Origin of the sequence: Polymorphospora sp. A560 (assembly GCF_045781765.1) — a bacterium.
In the GTDB taxonomy this organism is placed as follows: Bacteria; Actinomycetota; Actinomycetes; order Mycobacteriales; family Micromonosporaceae; genus Polymorphospora; species Polymorphospora lycopeni.
On sequence record NZ_CP122282.1, the window covers coordinates 7,446,249 to 7,464,908 of the forward strand.

The following is an 18,660-nucleotide window of genomic DNA, read 5'->3' on the forward strand; positions in this document are numbered from 1 at the left end:
TGACCTGTTTAGCACTCCCCCCTGCCGAGTGCAAGCTCGTTGAGCTTTTCCGGGATCGCCCGCGACGGCCCCGCCACACGTCGCGCGAGGCCGACCAGGCAGCCCGCGACAGATAGACGCGCAACGATCACTCTCGGGAGCGGGCGTCGCGACACCCCGGCGCGACGACAGCCCGTCCCGGATCACGCCGATCAGGGCCCGGAAACCCGACCCGGCCGGCGAACATCGGAGACGTTCCCCCATTCAAGGGGCCGGGGCTCCCTCATTCGAGGGACCGGCACGGAAGCCGAGAACGAACCGGCGGGCCGGAGCTGCCGGAGAGCCGTACACCGATTGAGGCACGTCATGTGCCTGCTCACCGGGAAGCGGTTAGGAAAAGGACGTCCTCGGGGACAACGAAGACGCCGGCCCTCTGCTATGGAGAACCGGCGCCGAACGTTTCTTCCGAGGCCCCTCTCGGTCGCCTTGGTCGATCTCTGCCGTCAGGCGATGAGGTGCACTTTTTCGGCCTGCGGCCCCTTTTGACCCTGGGCGATCTCGAACTCCACCCGCTGCCCGTCGTCAAGTGCCTTGTAGCCGTCCATCTGGATCGCCGAGAAGTGGACGAACACGTCCTGCCCCCCGTCGACCGCGATGAAGCCGTAGCCCTTTTCGCTGTTGAACCACTTCACGGTGCCCTGTGCCACGGTGCACTTCCTCACTTCGATGCTGCCTGGCCTTTCACTCCTCCCGGCCCGGGACGTACGCCCGGAGAGGACCTGGAATCGTGATCCATGTCGGTCCCGTCGAACATGGCGGCCGAAATCGCACGCTACACGAGGTATCTCTGCCGTGCACTACCCCAAAAAGGACACGGTGAATGCGATCTTATGCACGACGGCGTCGCCGGAATGGGTTGCTCGTTTAACCAACGTGGGTCACCCCGAAACCAGCCAACCGATGGCACGTCACCGGCTACGTCGGCACCGGCGGCGCCGGCGGCACCACCTGTTCGTCGTACTCCTGCTCGCCGCCGGGCTCATCGGGGCGGAGGTCGTCCACGAGGTGATCCGGCACGGTGCGGCCGACCCCGCCCCGGCCGCCCTCGTACGCGGCCCGGACCCCGCCGCGGGCACCGAACCCGCGGCCGGCGCGACCGCCGCCCCCGACCCCGGCCCGCCGTCCCCGGACGCGGTGCGGGTGCCCGTCGAAGGGTTCCTGTCCTGGGCCTTCCTCGACCGCCGCTCCGGCCGGATCACCGGGTCCGCCAACCACACCGCGCCAAGCGACACGATGTCGATGGTGAAAGCCTGGCTCGCCGCCGACTACCTGCGGCGGCTACCGCCCGGCGAGACCCCGACGGAGGCCCGGCTGGACGCGCTGACCCGGATGATCCGCGACAGCGACAACGCGGCGGCACAGGACCTCTTCGCGGTCCTCGGGCGCCGCCGGTCGATCGAGCGGCTGGTGGAGACCTGTGGGCTGACCGACTCGGCGCCCTACCACGACGCCTGGAGCAACACGGTCGTCTCGGCGCGGGACACCGTACGGATCGGGCTCTGCCTCGCCGACGGCCGCGCGGCCGGCGACCGGTGGACGCCGTGGCTGCTCGACGAGATGCGGCGGGTGCGCGGGGTGGGTGACTTCGGGATCCGGGCCGCGTTGCCCGCCGACCTCGCCCCGCAGGTCGCGATCAAGAACGGCTGGCTGCTGCGCGACGAGGACGGCCTGTGGCACATCGCCTGCCTCGCGATCGGCCCGGACTGGGTCGTGGCCGCCCTCGCCCGCTATCCCGGCCGGCTGGGTTTCGAGTACGGCACCGGACTGTGCCGCGACGTCGGCGGCCAACTGCTGGTCGGGCGGGTCCGGGCGGCCCCTCCCCCCAACGCGCCCTGACCGGCGGCGAATCGGGTTGCCGCCGGGCCGTACCGGCGCCGACCATGCCACGATGACCGACGTGACCGCCCCACCGACCGCCGTACGCCGGCTCCGCCCGTCCGACACGGCACGGATGCGGGCGATGCGGCTCGAGATGCTGGCCGACACGCCGCTGGCCTTCCTGGAGACGCTGGCCGAGGCGGCGGCGCGGCCGCACGCCGAGTTCGCCGCCCGGGTCGCCCGGGTCTCGGCCGGCGACGACGTCGCCCAGTTCGTCGCCGAGGTGGACGGGCGTTTCGTGGCGCACGCCGGCGGCGTCGTCTCGCCGCACGAGCCGACCCTCACCGTCGTCTACGCGGTCTACGTCACACCCGAACACCGGGGCAGCGGGGTGCTGGGGGCGCTGCTGGACAGCGTCGCGCGGTGGTCGCGGATGGCCGGCCGGCCCGAGTTGATGCTCGAGGTCGTGGTCGGCAACGACCGGGCGGTACGCGCGTACGAGCGGCTGGGCTTCGTCGACACCGGGGTTCGGGTGCCGCACCCGACCATCCCGGTGCTCACCGAACTGCAGATGCGCCGCTCCGCCTAGACGTCCCGCCGCCTAGGCGTCCCGCCCATGATCCCCGTGATCAGGGAGTACGCGCCTCGGCACGCCGACGACACGCGCGTCCTGGTCCCTGATCACGGGGATCATGAGGGTCAGGCGGATCAGAGGTGGCGGCGCGACTGGACGATGCGGAACCGGCCGGCGACGTACGCCCCGTCGGTGAGGGCCGCGTTCGCCGCCGGGTTGGCCCCACTGGCGTGGAAGTCGGAGAACGCCGCGGACTGGTTGACGAAGACCTGACCGGTCAGGTTGCACGACAGGTGCACGCCGGCCTCCACCGCCGCCTCCTCGGCCGCGTCGAGCACCTTCTCGTCGGACGAGTAGACCGCCGCCGTCAGCGCGCCGTTGCGGCCGACCGTCTCGCGGAAGATGTCGAGGCTCTGCGCGGTCGAGTCGGTGGCGATGACGAACGAGATCGGCCCGAACCACTCCCGGCCGTACGTGTCGACGGCGTCGGCCGGCAGCTTCACGATCGTCGGCGTACGGACCACCGCGTCGGGGTGCGCCGGGTGGTCGACCGCCCGCGACTCCAGCACGACGTCACCGCTGACCTCGGCGAGCCGGGCCAGCACCCCGGCGTTGACGATGGCGCCGGTGAACTCGACGGCCCGGGCCGGGTCGGCGGTGAGCTTGCCGACCGCTCCGGCGATCCCGGCGGCGACCTCGTCGAAGGTCTTGTGGCCCTGGTCGGTGCTGATGCCGCCGGCCGGCACCAGGATGTTCTGCGGGGTGGTGCACATCTGTCCGCTGTAGAGGGTCAGCGAGAACCCGAGGTTGCGGCACAGCCCGGCGAAGTCGTCGGTCGAGTCGACCACGACGGTGTTGACGCCGGCCTTCTCGGTGTAGACGGTCGCCTGCCGGGCGTTGGCCTCCAGCCAGTCGCCGTACTCGGTGGAGCCGGTGAAGTCGACGATCCGGACCTCCGGGCGCAGCGCCAGCGTGGACGCGATCCTCTCGCCGGGGGCCTCGACGGCGAGCAGCACCAGGTTGGGGTCGAAGCCGGCCTCGGCGAGCACCTCGCGGGCGATCCGGACGGTGATGGCCAGCGGCAGCACCGCGCCCGGGTGCGGCTTGACGACCACCGGGTTACCGGTGGCCAGCGAGGCGAAGAGCCCGGGGTACGAGTTCCAGGTCGGGAAGGTGTTGCAGCCGATGACCAGCGCCACCCCGCGGGGTACGACGTGGAAGGTCTTGCTCATCCGCAGCGGGTCACCCTTGCCGGCGGGCTTCTCCCACTCCGCGGTGCCCGGGTGCCGGGTCATCTCGGCGTACGCGTAGGCGAGCGCTTCGAGGGCACGGTCGAGGGCGTGCGCGCCGCCGGCCTGGAACGCCATCACGAACGCCTGGCCGCTGGTGAACTGGACCGCGTTGGCGAGTTCGAAGACGTTGGCGTGCAGCCGGGCGAGGATCTCGGCACAGACGCCGACCCGGGTCTGCGCTCCGGCGTCACGCCAGGCCGGCAGCGCGGCCCGCGCGGCGGCGACCAAGGCGTCGACGTCGCCGTGCGGATAGCTGACGCCGAGGTCGACACCGAACGGGCTGGCCTCGGTGGCCACCCAGTCGACGGTGCCGGGCTGGTCGAGCGGGTACCGGTTGCCGAGCAGGGCCCGGAACGCCGCCTCGCCCTGCGCGGCGGCGTTCTCGCCGTACACCCGGGGGCTGGGTGACTCGGGATAGGCCGACCAGTAGCCGCGCTCGGCGATCGCGGTGAGCGCGCGGGCGAGGGTGTCGGCGTGCGCGGTGTACATGGGATGCGGGGTCTCCGTCATGTCAGCCATCATGCCGTAGCCGACCGTGGGTGTCGTAGGGCGTGATTCCGGCGCATCCTCTTGTCATGGGCGGGCGCTGGTCGTCGTTGCGTACGGCCGTCAACTGGGTGAACGGCTCGACGCTTGCCGGGCTGGTGGTGGCCGCGCTGGGCGGGGCCACCCGCGAGCGCGGGCCGGACGGGGTGTTCGTCGCCGGCGGCTACCGGCTGCCGGTGCCGGCGCAGCCGTGCTTCACGGTCGGGTCGGTGGTCGTGACGCGGCGGCCGGCCGGGTGGCTGCTCGATCCGCGCCGGGCCGAACTGTTCGCGCACGAGGTCCGGCACGTCGGGCAGTACGCGCTGCTCGGCCCGTTGTTCCTGCCGGCCTACCTGCTGGCGTGCGGATGGTCGTACACGCTGACCGGTTCGTACGGCTGCCGCAACGTCTTCGAGCGGCGGGCCGGGCTTTCGGCGGGCGGCTACCGGGAGTTGCCGCTGCGGCCGTGGGCGGTCCGGGTCCACACCACGTTCACCCGCCGCCCGCCGCGCTGACCGGCGGGTACGCGTGCACCCGTACCCGCCGGTGGATGGCCGGGTCAGACCGCCTGTTGCCAGTTGTTCCAGGTGTCGACGGCGCGGAACCCGATCGCCTCGTTGATCGAGATCATGTGGTCGTTGGCCGCCGCGTTCCAGGTGTCGATGACGTTCAGGTCGGGTTCCTTCGCCAGGACCTGACGCAGATTGTCGATCTTGACGATGGTGCCGAGCCGGTGGCCCCGGTGGGCCGGCTCGACGATGGTGATCTGCTGGAAGGCGTGCCACTCGTTGCCGTCGGCGAGCGTGATCTCGGTCCAGGCCGCCAGCCGACCGCTCGCCACGTGCCGCAGACCGGAGTGGTACATGCGCCGGCCGCGCAACTCGTGGTTCTGCTCCACCTTGCGGATCCGGTCCGCGTCGACCTTCTCCGGCTCCCATTCCAGGTCGCCCATCGGCGCGTCCTCGACCAGCCGCCCGTCGAGGTAGGCGACGTCGTCGATGAGGTCCTCCGGGGTGGCCCCCACCCAGCGGACGGGCTCGTAGCCGTCGGCGTGCTTCCACGCCTCGGTCAGCATCGCGTCCAGCCGGGGCTGGTCGACCGAGGTCACGTCGAGCCGCCGGCGCACCTCGAGGAGCACCGACTCGGCGCCCATCGCGGCGGCGAACCGGTTGCCGGCCTCGTCGCGCACCGGGCCGCCGGGCAGCGTGGCGACGGCCATGCTCATCAGCCGCTTACGGCCGAGCGCCCGGGCCCGCTCGACGGCCCGGGCGTGCAGGGCCCGGCCCACCCCACGCCGCCGGTAGTCGGGCAGCACCTGCAACTCGACCGTGACGTTGTCGGTGTTGTCGAGCTGCGGCATCGTCATTTCGAGATAGCCGACCGGCTTGCCGTCGACGTGCGCGAGATAGCGCTCGAAGGCGTACCCGGTCCGCGGATGTTTCATCCCGACGTAGAAGTCGCGTTGAACGGGTGTCGGGAAACCCGGGATGTCGGCGGTGACGACCGCCGTCTGGATTTCGAAAGCTCGCTCCACGGCGGCGCTGTCGGCGGGGGTGAAGGCGGTGACGGCGATGTCCATGGGACCGAGAGTGCCGCCTGGTCGGGGTGCCCGCGACCGAATTTCTTCTTTGGTCGGGAGGACGTGCGCACAACGCCTCCGGCGCTGGGTCGTTAGAGCTTCAAAAGTCTACGGCGCTACGCCCTCCCGCACGGAGCATCTTGCGTCTTCGCGAGGCGGTCGTCAAGTCTGTCGGGCCAGGTTTTCTCCACGGACGGCAAAACCCCGGTTACCGGCCGCGCAGACCGGTCACCCCGGCGGGTGACCGGCTTGACAGCGGACGCTCAGCCGAGCAGGCCGGCCTCCCGGGCCGCCCGCAGCGACGGCTTGACCCGGTGCGTCGGGCCGACCAGCCCGGCGACCGCGTCGAGGGTCTTGAGGCCCTCGCCGGTGTTGTAGACGACCGTCTCCGCCGCGGGGTCGAGCCGGCCGCTGTCGACCAGCTTCTTCAGCACGGCCACCGTGGTGCCGCCGGCCGTCTCGGCGAAGACGCCGGTCGTGCGGGCCAGCAGCCGGATCCCGTCGCGGATCTCGTCGTCGTCGGCGTGGTCCATCCAGCCGCCGGTACGCCGTACCGCCTCGATCGCGTACGCCCCGGCGGCCGGGTCGCCGATGTTGAGCGACTTGGCGATGCCGGTCGGCTTGACCGGGCTGATCGTGTCGGTGCCGGCGTGCAGGGCGGTGGCGATCGGGTTGCAGCCGGTCGACTGGGCGCCGAAGACCCGCCAGCCGCCGGCCGGCGCCTCGACGAGCCCGATCTCGACCAGTTCGCTGAACGCCTTGTCGACCTTGGTGAGCAGTTCGCCGCTGGCCATCGGGATGACCACCTGGGCAGGGATGCGCCAGCCGAGCTGCTCGGCCACCTCGTAGCCAAGGGTCTTGGAGCCCTCGGCGTAGTAGGGCCGGACGTTGACGTTGACGAAGGCGGTGTCCTCGAACTCGTCGGTCTCGACCAGTTCGCCGCAGAGCCGGTTGACGTCGTCGTACGACCCGTCGATGGCGACCAGGTCACCGCCGTACACGGCGGTTGTGATGATCTTGCCTGGCTCCAGGTCGCCGGGGATGAAGACGATCGACGGTACGCCGGCGCGGGCGGCGTGCGCGGCGACCGAGTTGGCGAGGTTGCCGGTGGAGGCGCAGGCGAAGCGGGTGAAGCCGAGGTCGCGGGCGGCGGTCAGGGCCACCGACACGACCCGGTCCTTGAACGAGTGGGTCGGGTTGCCGCTGTCGTCCTTGACCCACAGCGGTGCGCTGATGCCCAGTTCGGCGGCGAGGCCGGGGGCGGCGACCAGCGGGGTCATGCCGGGATCGAGCGTCACCCGGGTGGCCGGGTCCTGGCCGGCCGGCAGCAGGGCGGCGTACCGCCACATGTTGTTCGGGCCGGCCTCGATGTCGGCCCGGGTGACCCGGGCCAGCGCGGCCTGGTCGTAGGCGACCTCCAGCGGGCCGAAACAGGCGAAGCAGGCGTGCTGGGCGGCCAGCGGGTATTCGGCACCGCAGCCGCGACAGACCAGGGACCGGGCCGGGCTGGAGATCGAGGTGGCGGCGTCGGCGGTTTCGTCGATGATCGACGTCATCTGAGGGTCCTCTCATCTTTCCCCTGCACCGCACCGCGCGGCGGGGACGGATTTGGCACCTGCCCCCCGCGACTCGGCGATGAGTCGGTCGTGCGGGGTGGTTGCCGGGGCGTCAACGGGCCGTATCCCTCAGCCCCTCTGGATGAGGTATTGAGTTGTGCACCCGAGTCTACGGGCGTGATCGCGGTTGACCACCGCTGATTCCCAGGTTGTGAGCCACACCTCGGGATCTTGACGTGGGCCGGGCGGCCCCGTAGCGGCCCGCCCGTCCCCGTCGCGCGGGTCTCAGGAGACGACGTCCTTGCGGGTGAAGCGCCAGAAGGCCAGCCCCCAGAAGATGGTGGCGTAGCTGATCGCGGAGATCGAGCCACGGACGATGTCGTCGGTCTGCACCGGCGTCGACAGCAGCCCGAGCCAGGCGCTGCTGTAGTGGGTCGGCAGAAAGTCACGCAGCACGCCCAGCGCGGTGATCTGGTCGAGGATGCTCGACAGGATCCACAGCAGCACCGCCCCGCCGACCGCGCCCAGCGCCGCGTCGGTCGTCACCGAGAGCAGGAACGCCAGCCCGGCCACCACCAGCAGCACCACGGCCAGGTAGCCGAGGATGCCGAGCAGCCGCAACAGGCCCTCACCGGCCGGGATCTCGGCGGCGACCGCGCTCTGCAACGGCCCCCAGCCGTAGCGCAGGGTGCCGATCAGCAGGGCGGTGCCGGCGAGCAGGAGCAGGGCCAGCGCGGAGTAGGCGAGCGCGACCACCAGCTTCACCGCCAGCAGCCGCGACCTCGGCACCGGGATCGCCAGCAGGTAGCGCAGGCTGCCCCAGCTCGCCTCGCTGGCCACCGTGTCGCCGCAGAAGAGCGCGACCACCACGACCAGCAGGAACGAGGCCGACACGAACAGCGTGAAGAGGGTGAAGTTGAGACCGTTCGCGGTCGCGAACTCGATCAGGCTGGCGAACTCGCCGCCGCCGTTGTCGTCGTCACCGCTCTCGAACTGGAACGCGATCAGGATGATCAGCGGCAGCAGCACCATGAACCCGAGCGCGAGCTGCGTACGTCGGCGGGACGCCTGGCGCCGGAACTCCGCGGACATCGGGAGGGTGGCGCGCGGCCGGTAGCCGGGGGCGGCCCCCGAACCGTCGGCCGCCGGCCGCTCCGCCTGCTCGACGTCTGCCATCACCGGTCCCCGCTTCCCCGAGAGTTCTCCCCGACCAGGGCGAGGAAGGCGTCCTCCAGGCGGCGCCGGGGCACCACCCGGTCCACCCCCACCCCGGCCCGGACGAGTTCGGCGACCACCTCGCTGCGGGCGGTGCCGTCGATGTCGACGACCAGGCCGCCGTTGCCGTCGCCGCCGACCGTACGCACGCCCTCCAGCCCGTCGAGCACGGCCCGGGCGGCACCGGCGTCGCTGACGTCGAGCTGCACCATCGGCGACTCGCCCACGATGTCGGCGACCGGCCCCGCCGCCACGACCGCGCCCTTGTTGACCACGATCGCGTGGGTGCAGGTCTGCTCGACCTCGGCCAGCAGGTGGCTGGAGACCAGCACGGCCCGGCCGTCGGTGGCGTACCGCTTGAGCACCCGGCGCATCTCGGCGATCTGCGGCGGGTCGAGCCCGTCGGTCGGTTCGTCGAGCACCAGCAGCTCGGGCAGGCCGAGCATGGCCTGGGCGATGGCCAGCCGCTGCCGCATGCCGTGGCTGTAGGTGCGGACCCGCCGGTCGACCGAGGTCCCGAGGCCGGCGATCTCCAGCGCCTCCTCGAACCGGGCCTCGGCCCACGGCCGCCCGGTGGCCCGCCAGTACGACTTCAGGTTGTCGCGCCCGCTCAGGTGGGGCAGGAAGCCCGGCCCCTCGACCAGCGACCCGATCCGGGAGAGCACCGGCGAACCGGGGACCAGTCGGTGGCCGAAGACGTAGATCTCGCCGGCGGTCGGCTGGGTCAGCCCCATCAGCACCCGCAGCGTGGTGGTCTTGCCGGCGCCGTTCGGCCCGAGCAGGCCGACCACCTGGCCGCGCCGTACCTCGAAGCCGACCTTGGCGACGGCGACGAAGTCGGCGTACGCCTTGCGCAGGTCGCGTACGACGAGCGGGGTGTCGGCGTGTTCGGCGACGACCGACGTGTCGTGCCGGCGGTGCCGGTGACGGACCACCGCCACGACCGCGACGAGACCGACGACGATCGCGGCGAGCAGGCCGGCGAGCACCCAGCGCCAGACCAGCTCCGAGGTGGCGATCGGCGCGCCGGTCACGGTCGGCAGCGTCACCGGGCCGGTGCTGCCGGCGCCGAGGCCGACGGTGTAGACGGTCGGCTCGACCGGGGTGGCGTACGCCTGGTCGGCGGTGGCGAGCACGAGCCGCAGGTGGTGGCCGGCCTCGACCCGGTGGACGATCGCCGGCAGCGTCACGGTCACCGGCCGCGCCTGTCCGATGTCGGCCGGCAGGCCGGTGAGCCGTACCGGGGCGACCAGGCCGCTGGGCAGGGTGGCCGCACCGTTCGGGTCGACGTCGTAGAGCTTGACGAAGAGCACCGCCTCACCGGTCGGGGACGCCGCCCGGACCGACACGGTCGGTGAGCCGACCACGTCGACCGCCTCGTCGAGCGGCGCGGACTCGAACCGGGCGTGCTGTCCGGGCAGGTCTCCGGCGACCCCGCCGAGTACGGACGACAGGCCGCCGGCGAACGGCAGGGAGGAGATCGCGGCCGGGTTGCCGGCCGGCGGGTTGGCGATGGCCTGTGGTGGCCCGGCGACTGCCACCGCGGAGGTGGTGGCGCCGCCGACGCCGGGATAGTCGACGGTGCTGTAGCCGGTCGCCACCAGTCCCCGGTCCATGGCGTCGAAGCCGGCGATCCGCGACCAGGTGAAGCTGTCCGCCGGCGGCTCCCCCTCGCCCTTGACGTAGTGGCCGAGCCACTGCGCGGTGAGGAACTTGAGCCGGTCGCGGTCGGCCTGCGGACCGGTGCCGCCGTCGTGGCCGCCGGTGAACCAGGCGACCCGCACCGGGGTGCCGTTGGCCGCGATGCCGCGCGCGTTGAGGTCGGCCTCGGCCAGCGGGAAGAGCGTGTCGGCCCCGCCCTGGACGAGCAGGGTCGGCGCCTTGATCCGGTCGAGCACGGTGGCCGGGCTGGACCGGCGCAGCAACTCCACCGCCTCCGGCGTACCCCGACCGGTGGTGGCGATCTGCTGGTAGGCCGCGCAGACGTCGCGGGCGAAGCGGCCACAGGACGGGTCGCCGAACGGGGCGCCCGGGCCCAGCCCGCCGCCGGCGGTCGGCACCCCGGCGGGGAGGCCCCCGGTGTCGCCGGAGCCGGGTCCGGTGGCCGGGCCGCCGGGCAGGCCGGCGGCGCCGAGCCCGCCACTGGTGCCGCTGCCGAAGAAGAGGCCGGCCCAGCCCTTCTTGAAGACCCCGTCGACCGGCTCCCGGCCGGTCGACTCGGGCAGGAAGGAACGGGACAGGTCGTTCCAGGTGATCATCGGGACGATCGCGTCGACACGGGGGTCCTGGGCGGCGAGCAGCAGGGCGAGGGCGCCGCCGTACGAGCCGCCGACCACCCCGACCCGTGGATCGCCGGGGGTGTCGGTACGGACCTCCGGCCGGGCGGCCAGCCAGTCGAGGAGCCGTTGCGCGTCGCGCACCTCGTAGTCGGGGCTGTCGAGGTGGATCTCGCCACCGCTGCGGCCGAACCCGCGGGCGGTGAAGGTCAGTACGGCGTACCCGAGCCCGGCCAGGTCCTCGGCGTCGGCGCGCACGGTGTCCTTGGTCCCGCCGAAGCCGTGGGCGAGCAGCACCGCCGGCACCGGGGCGTCGGCGGAGGCGCCGTCGGGCAGGTAGTACCGGGTGTCCAGGGTCACCGGCTCGTCACCGGTCGGCCCGGACCGGACGCTGATCATGCTGTCGGTGGCGGTGAAGTCGCGCCGTTCCGGCCAGACCGCCCAGGCGACCGCGCCGGCGAGGACGGCGATCAGCACGGTGGCGGTGACGACCCGGCGCCGGGTCATCCGCGGCAGGGCACGACGGAGCCGCGCCGACAGCGGTGAAGGCATGGGGACACCGTACGGCCCCGTTCCTGAGTGCCACCTGAGATCGTCCGTACGGCCCGGACCGGCCTCCGAACGTCGCCCCGCAACCGTGAGTCGACCGGACATACCCGAAGGACGGCAGGACAAGTGCAGCATCCCGTGAATTCCGATCTTCAGTCACATATCACGGCAATCGAAACAGGCCACTCCAGAGTCGACACGCAACGTAACCATCGTTCCGACACAGCGGCACGTTACTTGCCAGTGGGCAAGAAATAGCTGTTCGGTGTGGATTGCACCGCCGCAGATGTCCATTAGGTTTCCGGTCCGGCGGACGGGACCGGCATCGTGCGACACGTACCCCCGCCTGCGCCTTTCACGTCGCCCGAGGGGGGAAGACGATGACACTTCCAGCAGAGCGGTCGCCCGACCGGCGGATGTCGGGACTGCTCCCGCGCCTGCTACTCGCGGTGACGCTGCTGGTGCCCACCCTCGTCCTCTCCGTACAGGCATGGCGCGGGACCGACGAGAAGGCGGCGTTCGCCGAACGGGAACGCGCCGGGGTCGAATACCTGCGGGCGCTCGGACAGATCACCCTCGCGCTCGTCGACGCCCAGTCGGCCGCGGTGGCCGGCCAGCCGGTGCCCCGCGACGCGCTCAACCGGGCCGTCGCCGAGGGCGGCACGGTCGACGCCCGGCTCGGCACCGAACTGCGCACCCACGAACGGTGGGCCGGCGTACGGGCCAAGATCGAATCGCTGTCCGACCGGAGCCACACCTACCCGGAGGCCACGTACACGGCGTACACCGAGGCCACCGACCTGCTACTCGCCCTGTACGCCAAGGTTCGGGACACCTCCGGCCTGGTCCGCGACCCCGACCCGGACAGTTATCAGCTCCAGGACAGCGCCGGCGAGGAACTGCCCGAGTCGGTCGTCGCCGCCGGCCGGCTCGCCGACCTGGCGGTGCTCGCCGCCGCCCGGCCACAGGCCGAACTGGTCCGCACCGCGGGCGAGCTGAGCAACGCCCGGGCCGAGGTCCTCGACCCCGCCCACGACCTGGTCACCAACCTCCAGCTCGCCGTCGACAGCACGGACAGCGGCACCCTCGGCGGCAACCTGCTCGGTGAACTCGACGCCTACCAGCAGGCGGTGGAGGCGCTCGGCGCCGCCGCCACCCTGGACACCGGCAACCCGAACACCGGCGACGCGCTGCCCGACCCGGCGGCCGTCGCCGCCGCCCGGGTGGTCGTGCACGCCGCCGCGGCGGCGCTGTCGGCGACCGTACTCACCGAGATCGACCAGTTGCTCGAAGCCCGTGTCGACGGCCTCGGCACCGCTCGCCTGGTGACGGTCGCGGCCGGCGTGGCCCTCTTCCTGATCGGCCACGCTCCGCTCCTGGTCTTCCTGGTCTTCCTGGTCGCCGCCGGCCGCCGCCGCGGCAGCACCGCCCCGCCCGCGCCCGGTGCCGGACCGTCCGGTCCGGCCGGCGACCCGGCACCCGCCGGCCGGGCGGGCGCGGTGGCGAGGCACTGGCCCGGCGGCACGCCGGAACCCCCCGGTCCCGGCCACCCGACCCCGGCCGACACCACCCCGGCGCCGAAGCAGTGGGAGCACAGCGGTGCTGCTCGGTAGGCTGCGCATCCGGGGCAAGCTGGCCCTGCTGCTGATCGTTCCGCTACTCAGCCTCGCCGGTCTCGCCGTACCGATGGTCGTCGACCAGGTGACCCAGGCCGGCCGGGCCGCCGACACCGCCCGCTCGGTGCGCCTCGCCGGTCACATCGGCACCCTGGTGCAGGATCTGCAACGGGAACGACTGCTGTCGATCGGGTATCTGCTCGGCGTCGTCGACCGGTCCCGCCTGCTACTGCAGACGGCACAGGTCGGCGACCGGGTCGCCGACCTGGCCGCGGACTACGAGGGCACGCCACCCGAACGGGTCGCCGAGGCGGTCGACGGGGTCCAGTACCTCGCCGACCTGCGCGCCAACGTGCTCGACCGCACCGCCAGCCCGGATGCGATCATGGCCGGCTATTCGGCGCTCAACCAGCGGCTCGTCGACTCGCTGCGGCTGCTCGACGGAATCGACACCGCCGCCGACGAGGGCCGGCAGGTGGTCGCGCTCGACGCCGTACTGCGCGCCGACGAGGGCATCAGCGCGGGCGCGAGCTGGCTCGTGGTCGTGGTCGGCACGAAGAACGCCGGCGCGATCACGGCCTACATCGCCAACATGGCCGCCCTCCAGGTCTCGATCGGCCGGTTCGGCCTCTACGCCAGCGCCGAGCAGAACGAGCTGTACCAGCTGGTCGAGGTCGCGGCCGGGGCCCGGACCAGCCCCGACTTCCTCGACACCTTCGGCACCGACCCGCAGGGCGCCATCGCCGGCCTCGAACTCGCCACGCTCTTCCCGGCCGTCGAGTCGCTGATCACCCTCGGCCAGTTCGTCGAACAGAAGATCATCACCGACGTCCTCGGCGAGGTCACCGCACGCCAGCAGACCGAACTCCTCCTCGCGTACGGCATCGGCGCCCTCGCCCTGCTGGTGCTCGCCGCGGTGGTGCTGCTCAGCACCGCCGTCGCCCGGGCGGTGGCCCGGCCGCTGACCCGGCTCACCCAGTCCGCCGACCGCGTCGCCCGGGTCGCCGAGGCCGAACTCGTCCGGATCTCCGACGAGGAGAGCGAGGTCGTGGAGCAGGTGCGCCTCGACCCCGTCGACGTCGACGCCCGCGACGAGATCGGCGACCTGGCGCGGGCCTTCGAACGGGTCCAGGGCACCGCCACCCGGCTGGTCGAACGGCAGGTGGCCAGCCGGCGCAACGTGGCGCAGATGTTCGGGCACGTCGGACGGCGTACCCAGAACCTGGTCGGCCGGCAGATCGCGCTGATCGACCGGCTCGAACACGACGAGACCGACCCGACCCGGCTGCAGAACCTCTACCGGCTCGACCACGTCTCCAGCCGGCTGCGCCGCAGCGCCAGCAGCCTGGTCGTGCTCTCCGGCTCGACCGGCGCCGACGGGTACGTCGCCCCGCTGCCGCTGGCGAACGTCGTACGGCTGGCGCTCGGCGAGATCGAGGACTACCCGCGGGTCGACGTACGGGTGCCGCCGGAGGTGCTGGTCGCGCCGGGTGCCATCGGCGACCTCGTGCTGGCGCTCGCCGAACTGATGGAGAACGCCACGTCGTTCTCGCCGCCGCACACCCGGGTCAGCGTCACCGCGCAACCGCGCCACGACGGCGTACGGGTCACCGTCATCGACCACGGGATCGGCATGTCGCCGGAGCGGATGGCGGAGGAGAACGCCCGGATCACCCGGCGCGAACGGCTCGACCTGGTGCCGACCGAACTCCTCGGTCTCTTCGTGGTCGGCCGGCTGGCCCGTCGGCACGGGCTGGGCGTCGCGCTGAGCCCCACCCCCGGCGGCGGTGTCACCGCCGACGTCGACATTGCCGCCCGGCTGCTGGTGACCGGCCGTCCGGTACCGACCCCCGTCACCCGGCCGGAACCGCCGCTGGTCGTGGCGGCCCGGCCCGGCACGGCGGGCGCCAAGGCGCTGCCGGCCGCACAGCTGCGGCCGGCCGGCGCGCTGCCGGCGGCGCCCGCGCTGACGTCCGACGGGCTGCCCGCCCGGACCTCCAGCCGCCGGCCGGACCGGGCCGGACGTATCCCGGCCGGCGCGGGGCTGTTCGACCCGGCCGCGCTGACCCGGGCCAGCCGGTCGCTGGAGTCCGGGCAGCCGTGGAACGCGTTCGCCGCCCCGGTACCCGCCGCCGACGAACCCGCACCGCCGGCCGAACCCGCACCGCTCCCCGGGCTGGCACCCGCCGTGGCCGGCCGGTCCGCCGCGGCGTCGACGGCGGACGAGCCGCCCGCCCGGCCACCGGCCACCACCCCGGCCGGTCAGGTGCTGCGGCAGCGGGTGCCCGGCGCGCAACTGCCCGTCTCGGTCGGCGGCCCGCCCGCGGCACCGCCCGCGCCGGCCGACCCGCTGACCGTGCGGGCCCTGGTCGAGGAGTTCGAGTCCGGCGTACGGCGGGCCGAGCAGCAGGGAGCGGGTACGACCGTCCTGACCCAGCGGATCCCCGGGGCGAGCCTGCGCCTGCCGCCGGTGGCGGTCCGGCACCGGGCCCCGCGGGCGCACCGGCCGCTCGACCCGGAAGAAGTACGTCATCTCGTCACGCAGTTCGAGTCCGGCGTGGAACGCGCACTGCGTGAGGTCAGTTCAGAACACCGCAGCGAAGAGGGATCACCACGATGAGCAGCCCCTTCATCCACGAGAGCGTGGAACGCCAGGATTCCCGGCCGGGTACGGCCGGACAGCTGAGTCCCGAGGCGAAGACGTTCAACTGGCTACTCGACTCGTTCACGTCGACCACCGCCGGGGTGCTGGAGGCCATCGCGGTGTCGTCCGACGGCCTGCTGATGGCGATGTCGGCGATCAAGGACCGGTCGAACGCGGAGCGGCTGGCCGCCGTCGTCTCCGGCATGACCAGCCTGGCCGGCGGGGCAGCGAGCTGGTACTCCCTGGGGCCGCTCAACCGGGTGATCGTCGACATGGCCGACGGCTACCTGCTGGTCGCGTCGATCAGCAGCGGCTCGGTGCTCGGCGTCATCGCCGACCGGTCGGCCAACCTGGGCACGGTGGCGTACGAGATGACCCTGTTCGCCAGCCGGGCCGGCAGCGCCCTGACACCGCGACTGATCGTCGAACTGAAGAACTCCGTCCAGTCATGACCCCGTCCGCCGGCGACGAGGTGCCGGAGCCGTCCTTCCGGGTACGTCCGTACCTGCGCGGGTCGGCACCGGAACCCGCGCCGGATCCGGAGGCCACGACCGGCCGGGCCGAGACCGCCCCGGTCGTGCCGGGCGGGCTGCGCCCGTTCGTGCTGACCGCCGGCCGGGTGAACAGCACCGATCCGGCGATCGGCCTGGAGACGCAGGTGACCGCCCGGCTCGGCGGGGTGGCCTGGACCGCCCCGCCGCTGGCGAGTCTGGCCCCGGAGCTTCAGGCGATCGTCGACCTGTGCGCCGTGCCGCTGTCGGTCGCCGAGATCTCGGCCCGGCTGCGACTGCACCTGGGCGTCACCCGGGTCCTGGTCGGCGACCTGAGCGCGGCCGGCCATCTCGACGTACACACCGCCGACGTGGCGGACCCATACGATCCCGAGACGATTCTGCGAGTGATCCATGGACTCCGTGCGATCTCCTGACCGGCCACGGGCCGGCTCCACCATCTACGGCACGCCACGTGGGCACACCACCGGCTACGGCCCGGCGATCCAGGACGGTTCGACCGGGCGGCTCGAAGCCGCCGGCGACGCCGACCCGGCCGCGCCCCGGCCGGGCGGGCCGCCGCGTCACGGTGCACCCGCCGACCGGCCGGCACCCCGGATCGGGACGGCGGCACCGCCGGCCGGCGGCCGCCGGGCCACCCCACCCATCCCAGTCAAGATCGTCATCGCGGGCGGGTTCGGGGTCGGCAAGACCACGACCGTCGGCGCGATCTCCGAGATCGACCCGCTGACCACCGAGGCGGAGATGACCTCGGCCGGCATCGGCGTCGACGATCCGGGCAGCCGCTCGGCGAAGACGACCACCACCGTCGCCATGGACTTCGGCTGCGTCACGATCGACCACAGCCTGAAGCTCTATCTCTTCGGCACCCCGGGGCAGGCCCGCTTCGGCTTCATGTGGGACGACCTGGTCCGCGGCGCGCTCGGGGCGCTGGTGGTCGTCGACAGTTCCCGGCTGGACGACTGCTACCCGGCCGTCGATTATTTCGAACGCGCCCGGCTGCCGTTCGTGGTGGCCGTCAACGCGTTCGACGGACGCGTGGCGCATGATCTCGAACAGGTGAGATGGGCGCTCGCGATCGGACGACACGTCCCGCTGCTGACGTTCGACGCACGGGACCGGCTGTCCGTACGCGACGCTCTGCTGGTTGTCCTGGACCGCGCCCTGGACCGGGCGGTCAAGGAGAAGAAGTCCTGACGAGGTGGTCGGGACGCGGACGAGAAAGGTGACACCGGATGAGGGGTGAACTGGACGACGCGCTCGCCCGGTTGGCGCGGCGCGACGAACTGAAGCGCCGGCTGGCGGCCGAAGCGCCGCCCGCCCCCGAGCCGCCGCCACCCGCCGGGCCCACGCCCGCGGACGAGGTGACCGCGGCCGTACGGGAGGTCGTATCCCGGCACCCGGACATGGCCGTCACCCTGTCGGTGCACACCGGCGCGTCCGCCGCCCTGCTGCGCGTGCAGTGGACCGCCGGCGAGGTGACCGTCACCGTCGGGCCGGCCACCACGGACGTCCGTGCGCCGGCGGCCACGCACGCACCCGGCGCCGCGACGGCCGCGCCACCGGCCTGGCCGGCCGGCACCGGGCAGCCGTGGACCGGACCGGCCGACAGCGCCGCGACCGGCCGGTCGGCCGCCCGGCTGGCCGAACTCATCCGCAGCGACCCGTCGCTGCTGGACGGCTACGAGAACGAACGGTGACCGGCGGGTTCACCGGCGCCGGTCAGCACTCCCGGCCGCTGGTGAACCTCCGCTGGAGCGCCGCCGAGTCGCCCGCCTCGATCGACTCCACCCGGTTTTCGCCGTCGAACCGGAAGAGCAGGCCGTTGGCGTCCTCGGTCACCAGCCATCCGGACGCCCCGGCCCGGCCGGCCACCTGCCGGCCGTCCGGGTGGTTGGCCTCGACCTCGGCGCGGGTCATCGCCACCCGGCCACCCTCGGTCGTACGCACCGCCGGGGTGCTCACGGTCAGGTGCACCAACTGGCCGTCGTCGAAGGCCAGCGCCGGCACCGCGTAGTCCGGCAGTCCCTTGCCGAGGGCCAGGTCGGGGCAGCCCTCGGCCTTCTCGGTGTCACCGACCAGGCCGGCGGTCTGGAGGTCGGCGAGCTTGACGCCGACCAAATAGGGTCCCATCCCCTTCGGGCTGATGTCGCTGTCGACGGCCGGCCGGGTCGGGCCCACCGCGCCATCCGCCGCCGCCGACCCGATCGTCGGGCCCGGCTCGTCGTCGCCGGTGCACCCGGCGAGGGCCAGCCCGCCCACGACGGCCAGGGCCACCAGCGCGCGACGCTGCATCATCTTCGAGCCTCCCGGCGATCTCACGAAAGTCCTCCGCGAGTGTGAGCCCCCGGCCAGTCGGGCACCAGCGCCTGTTCGGGCACCATCCCGCCGCGTCCGGACGGCGGGGCGGCGACCCGGCCGTACGGCACACCGGCCGCCGTACGGCCCGGGGTCACCCCGGGCCG

At 72.9% G+C, this 18,660-nt stretch carries 16 protein-coding genes and 1 riboswitch; of the genes, 9 read left to right on the forward strand and 7 right to left on the reverse strand.

Annotation, left to right across the window (positions count from 1 at the left end; translation table 11 throughout):
- Positions 1-482: 482 nt before the first annotated feature.
- Entirely contained in the window at positions 483-686 is a 204-nt protein-coding gene (locus tag QCD66_RS33580) for a cold-shock protein (RefSeq protein WP_357535477.1), read from the reverse strand.
- Between the two features lie 253 nt (positions 687-939).
- Here QCD66_RS33580 and QCD66_RS33585 point away from each other — a divergent pair, with 253 nt between their 5' ends.
- On the forward strand, positions 940-1,875 hold the full coding sequence (locus QCD66_RS33585) for a serine hydrolase (protein WP_375735862.1): 936 nt from the start codon (positions 940-942) through the stop codon (positions 1,873-1,875).
- 52 nt (positions 1,876-1,927) lie between these two features.
- A complete protein-coding gene (locus tag QCD66_RS33590; protein WP_375735861.1) occupies positions 1,928-2,446 on the forward strand; it encodes a GNAT family N-acetyltransferase in 519 nt (172 codons plus the stop codon).
- A gap of 119 nt (positions 2,447-2,565) precedes the next feature.
- Here QCD66_RS33590 and paaN read toward each other — a convergent pair whose 3' ends face one another.
- Complete coding sequence (gene paaN, locus QCD66_RS33595; RefSeq protein ID WP_364211211.1) at positions 2,566-4,233, reverse strand: phenylacetic acid degradation protein PaaN; 1,668 nt, start codon at positions 4,231-4,233, stop codon at positions 2,566-2,568.
- A gap of 65 nt (positions 4,234-4,298) precedes the next feature.
- Here paaN and QCD66_RS33600 point away from each other — a divergent pair, with 65 nt between their 5' ends.
- On the forward strand, positions 4,299-4,763 hold the full coding sequence (locus QCD66_RS33600; RefSeq protein WP_375735860.1) for a hypothetical protein: 465 nt from the start codon (positions 4,299-4,301) through the stop codon (positions 4,761-4,763).
- Positions 4,764-4,807: 44 nt separating this feature from the next.
- Here the strand turns inward: QCD66_RS33600 and QCD66_RS33605 are convergent, their stop codons facing one another.
- The 4 genes from QCD66_RS33605 to QCD66_RS33620 form a co-directional block, all read right to left on the reverse strand.
- Complete coding sequence (locus QCD66_RS33605; RefSeq protein WP_364211205.1) at positions 4,808-5,827, reverse strand: GNAT family N-acetyltransferase; 1,020 nt, start codon at positions 5,825-5,827, stop codon at positions 4,808-4,810.
- A 263-nt stretch (positions 5,828-6,090) separates the two neighbouring features.
- On the reverse strand, positions 6,091-7,383 hold the full coding sequence (gene thrC / locus QCD66_RS33610; RefSeq protein ID WP_407566918.1) for a threonine synthase: 1,293 nt from the start codon (positions 7,381-7,383) through the stop codon (positions 6,091-6,093).
- Between the two features lie 9 nt (positions 7,384-7,392).
- Positions 7,393-7,532, reverse strand: a riboswitch (SAM riboswitch).
- Between the two features lie 136 nt (positions 7,533-7,668).
- Positions 7,669-8,559, reverse strand: a complete 891-nt coding sequence (locus tag QCD66_RS33615) for an ABC transporter permease (RefSeq protein ID WP_375735858.1) — start codon at positions 8,557-8,559, stop codon at positions 7,669-7,671.
- On the reverse strand, positions 8,559-11,426 hold the full coding sequence (locus tag QCD66_RS33620; protein WP_375735857.1) for an alpha/beta fold hydrolase: 2,868 nt from the start codon (positions 11,424-11,426) through the stop codon (positions 8,559-8,561). Before QCD66_RS33620 ends, QCD66_RS33615 begins: the two co-directional genes overlap by 1 nt.
- A gap of 377 nt (positions 11,427-11,803) precedes the next feature.
- Between QCD66_RS33620 and QCD66_RS33625 the strand changes: the two genes are divergently transcribed.
- Genes QCD66_RS33625 through QCD66_RS33650 form a run of 6 tightly spaced genes read left to right on the forward strand, consistent with a single transcriptional unit; the run spans position 11,804 to position 17,895 of the window.
- Complete coding sequence (locus QCD66_RS33625) at positions 11,804-13,036, forward strand: hypothetical protein (protein WP_407566919.1); 1,233 nt, start codon at positions 11,804-11,806, stop codon at positions 13,034-13,036.
- The gene (locus tag QCD66_RS33630; protein WP_407566920.1) at positions 13,023-15,659 is read left to right on the forward strand and encodes a nitrate- and nitrite sensing domain-containing protein; all 2,637 of its coding nucleotides are present in this window, start codon (positions 13,023-13,025) and stop codon (positions 15,657-15,659) included. The genes QCD66_RS33625 and QCD66_RS33630 overlap by 14 nt, the downstream gene beginning before the upstream one ends.
- Positions 15,656-16,135: a roadblock/LC7 domain-containing protein gene (locus QCD66_RS33635; RefSeq protein WP_357535458.1), complete on the forward strand. Its 480-nt coding sequence runs from the start codon at positions 15,656-15,658 to the stop codon at positions 16,133-16,135. The genes QCD66_RS33630 and QCD66_RS33635 overlap by 4 nt, the downstream gene beginning before the upstream one ends.
- On the forward strand, positions 16,132-16,611 hold the full coding sequence (locus tag QCD66_RS33640; RefSeq protein ID WP_364211187.1) for a DUF742 domain-containing protein: 480 nt from the start codon (positions 16,132-16,134) through the stop codon (positions 16,609-16,611). Before QCD66_RS33635 ends, QCD66_RS33640 begins: the two co-directional genes overlap by 4 nt.
- A complete protein-coding gene (locus tag QCD66_RS33645) occupies positions 16,589-17,392 on the forward strand; it encodes an ATP/GTP-binding protein (protein ID WP_364211184.1) in 804 nt (267 codons plus the stop codon). The genes QCD66_RS33640 and QCD66_RS33645 overlap by 23 nt, the downstream gene beginning before the upstream one ends.
- A 38-nt stretch (positions 17,393-17,430) precedes the next feature.
- Positions 17,431-17,895, forward strand: a complete 465-nt coding sequence (locus QCD66_RS33650; RefSeq protein WP_357535454.1) for a hypothetical protein — start codon at positions 17,431-17,433, stop codon at positions 17,893-17,895.
- A 22-nt stretch (positions 17,896-17,917) separates the two neighbouring features.
- Here the strand turns inward: QCD66_RS33650 and QCD66_RS33655 are convergent, their stop codons facing one another.
- Positions 17,918-18,493 (reverse strand): hypothetical protein, encoded by a 576-nt coding sequence (locus tag QCD66_RS33655; RefSeq protein WP_407566921.1) that lies wholly within the window; start codon positions 18,491-18,493, stop codon positions 17,918-17,920.
- Positions 18,494-18,660: the final 167 nt, after the last annotated feature.

What these genes read in the sequence shown, in the direction of transcription:
- QCD66_RS33625 (WP_407566919.1), top strand. Translation starts at nt 11,804, where the DNA reads ATGACACTTCCAGCAGAGCGGTCGCCCGACCGGCGGATGTCGGGACTG.
- QCD66_RS33590 (WP_375735861.1), top strand. Translation starts at nt 1,928, where the DNA reads ATGACCGACGTGACCGCCCCACCGACCGCCGTACGCCGGCTCCGCCCG.
- QCD66_RS33620 (WP_375735857.1), bottom strand. Translation starts at nt 11,426, where the DNA reads ATGCCTTCACCGCTGTCGGCGCGGCTCCGTCGTGCCCTGCCGCGGATG.
- QCD66_RS33585 (WP_375735862.1), top strand. Translation starts at nt 940, where the DNA reads ATGGCACGTCACCGGCTACGTCGGCACCGGCGGCGCCGGCGGCACCAC.
- QCD66_RS33640 (WP_364211187.1), top strand. Translation starts at nt 16,132, where the DNA reads ATGACCCCGTCCGCCGGCGACGAGGTGCCGGAGCCGTCCTTCCGGGTA.
- QCD66_RS33605 (WP_364211205.1), bottom strand. Translation starts at nt 5,827, where the DNA reads ATGGACATCGCCGTCACCGCCTTCACCCCCGCCGACAGCGCCGCCGTG.
- QCD66_RS33635 (WP_357535458.1), top strand. Translation starts at nt 15,656, where the DNA reads ATGAGCAGCCCCTTCATCCACGAGAGCGTGGAACGCCAGGATTCCCGG.
- QCD66_RS33645 (WP_364211184.1), top strand. Translation starts at nt 16,589, where the DNA reads ATGGACTCCGTGCGATCTCCTGACCGGCCACGGGCCGGCTCCACCATC.
- QCD66_RS33600 (WP_375735860.1), top strand. Translation starts at nt 4,299, where the DNA reads ATGGGCGGGCGCTGGTCGTCGTTGCGTACGGCCGTCAACTGGGTGAAC.
- paaN (WP_364211211.1), bottom strand. Translation starts at nt 4,233, where the DNA reads ATGACGGAGACCCCGCATCCCATGTACACCGCGCACGCCGACACCCTC.
- QCD66_RS33615 (WP_375735858.1), bottom strand. Translation starts at nt 8,559, where the DNA reads ATGGCAGACGTCGAGCAGGCGGAGCGGCCGGCGGCCGACGGTTCGGGG.
- QCD66_RS33650 (WP_357535454.1), top strand. Translation starts at nt 17,431, where the DNA reads ATGAGGGGTGAACTGGACGACGCGCTCGCCCGGTTGGCGCGGCGCGAC.
- thrC (WP_407566918.1), bottom strand. Translation starts at nt 7,383, where the DNA reads ATGACGTCGATCATCGACGAAACCGCCGACGCCGCCACCTCGATCTCC.
- QCD66_RS33655 (WP_407566921.1), bottom strand. Translation starts at nt 18,493, where the DNA reads ATGATGCAGCGTCGCGCGCTGGTGGCCCTGGCCGTCGTGGGCGGGCTG.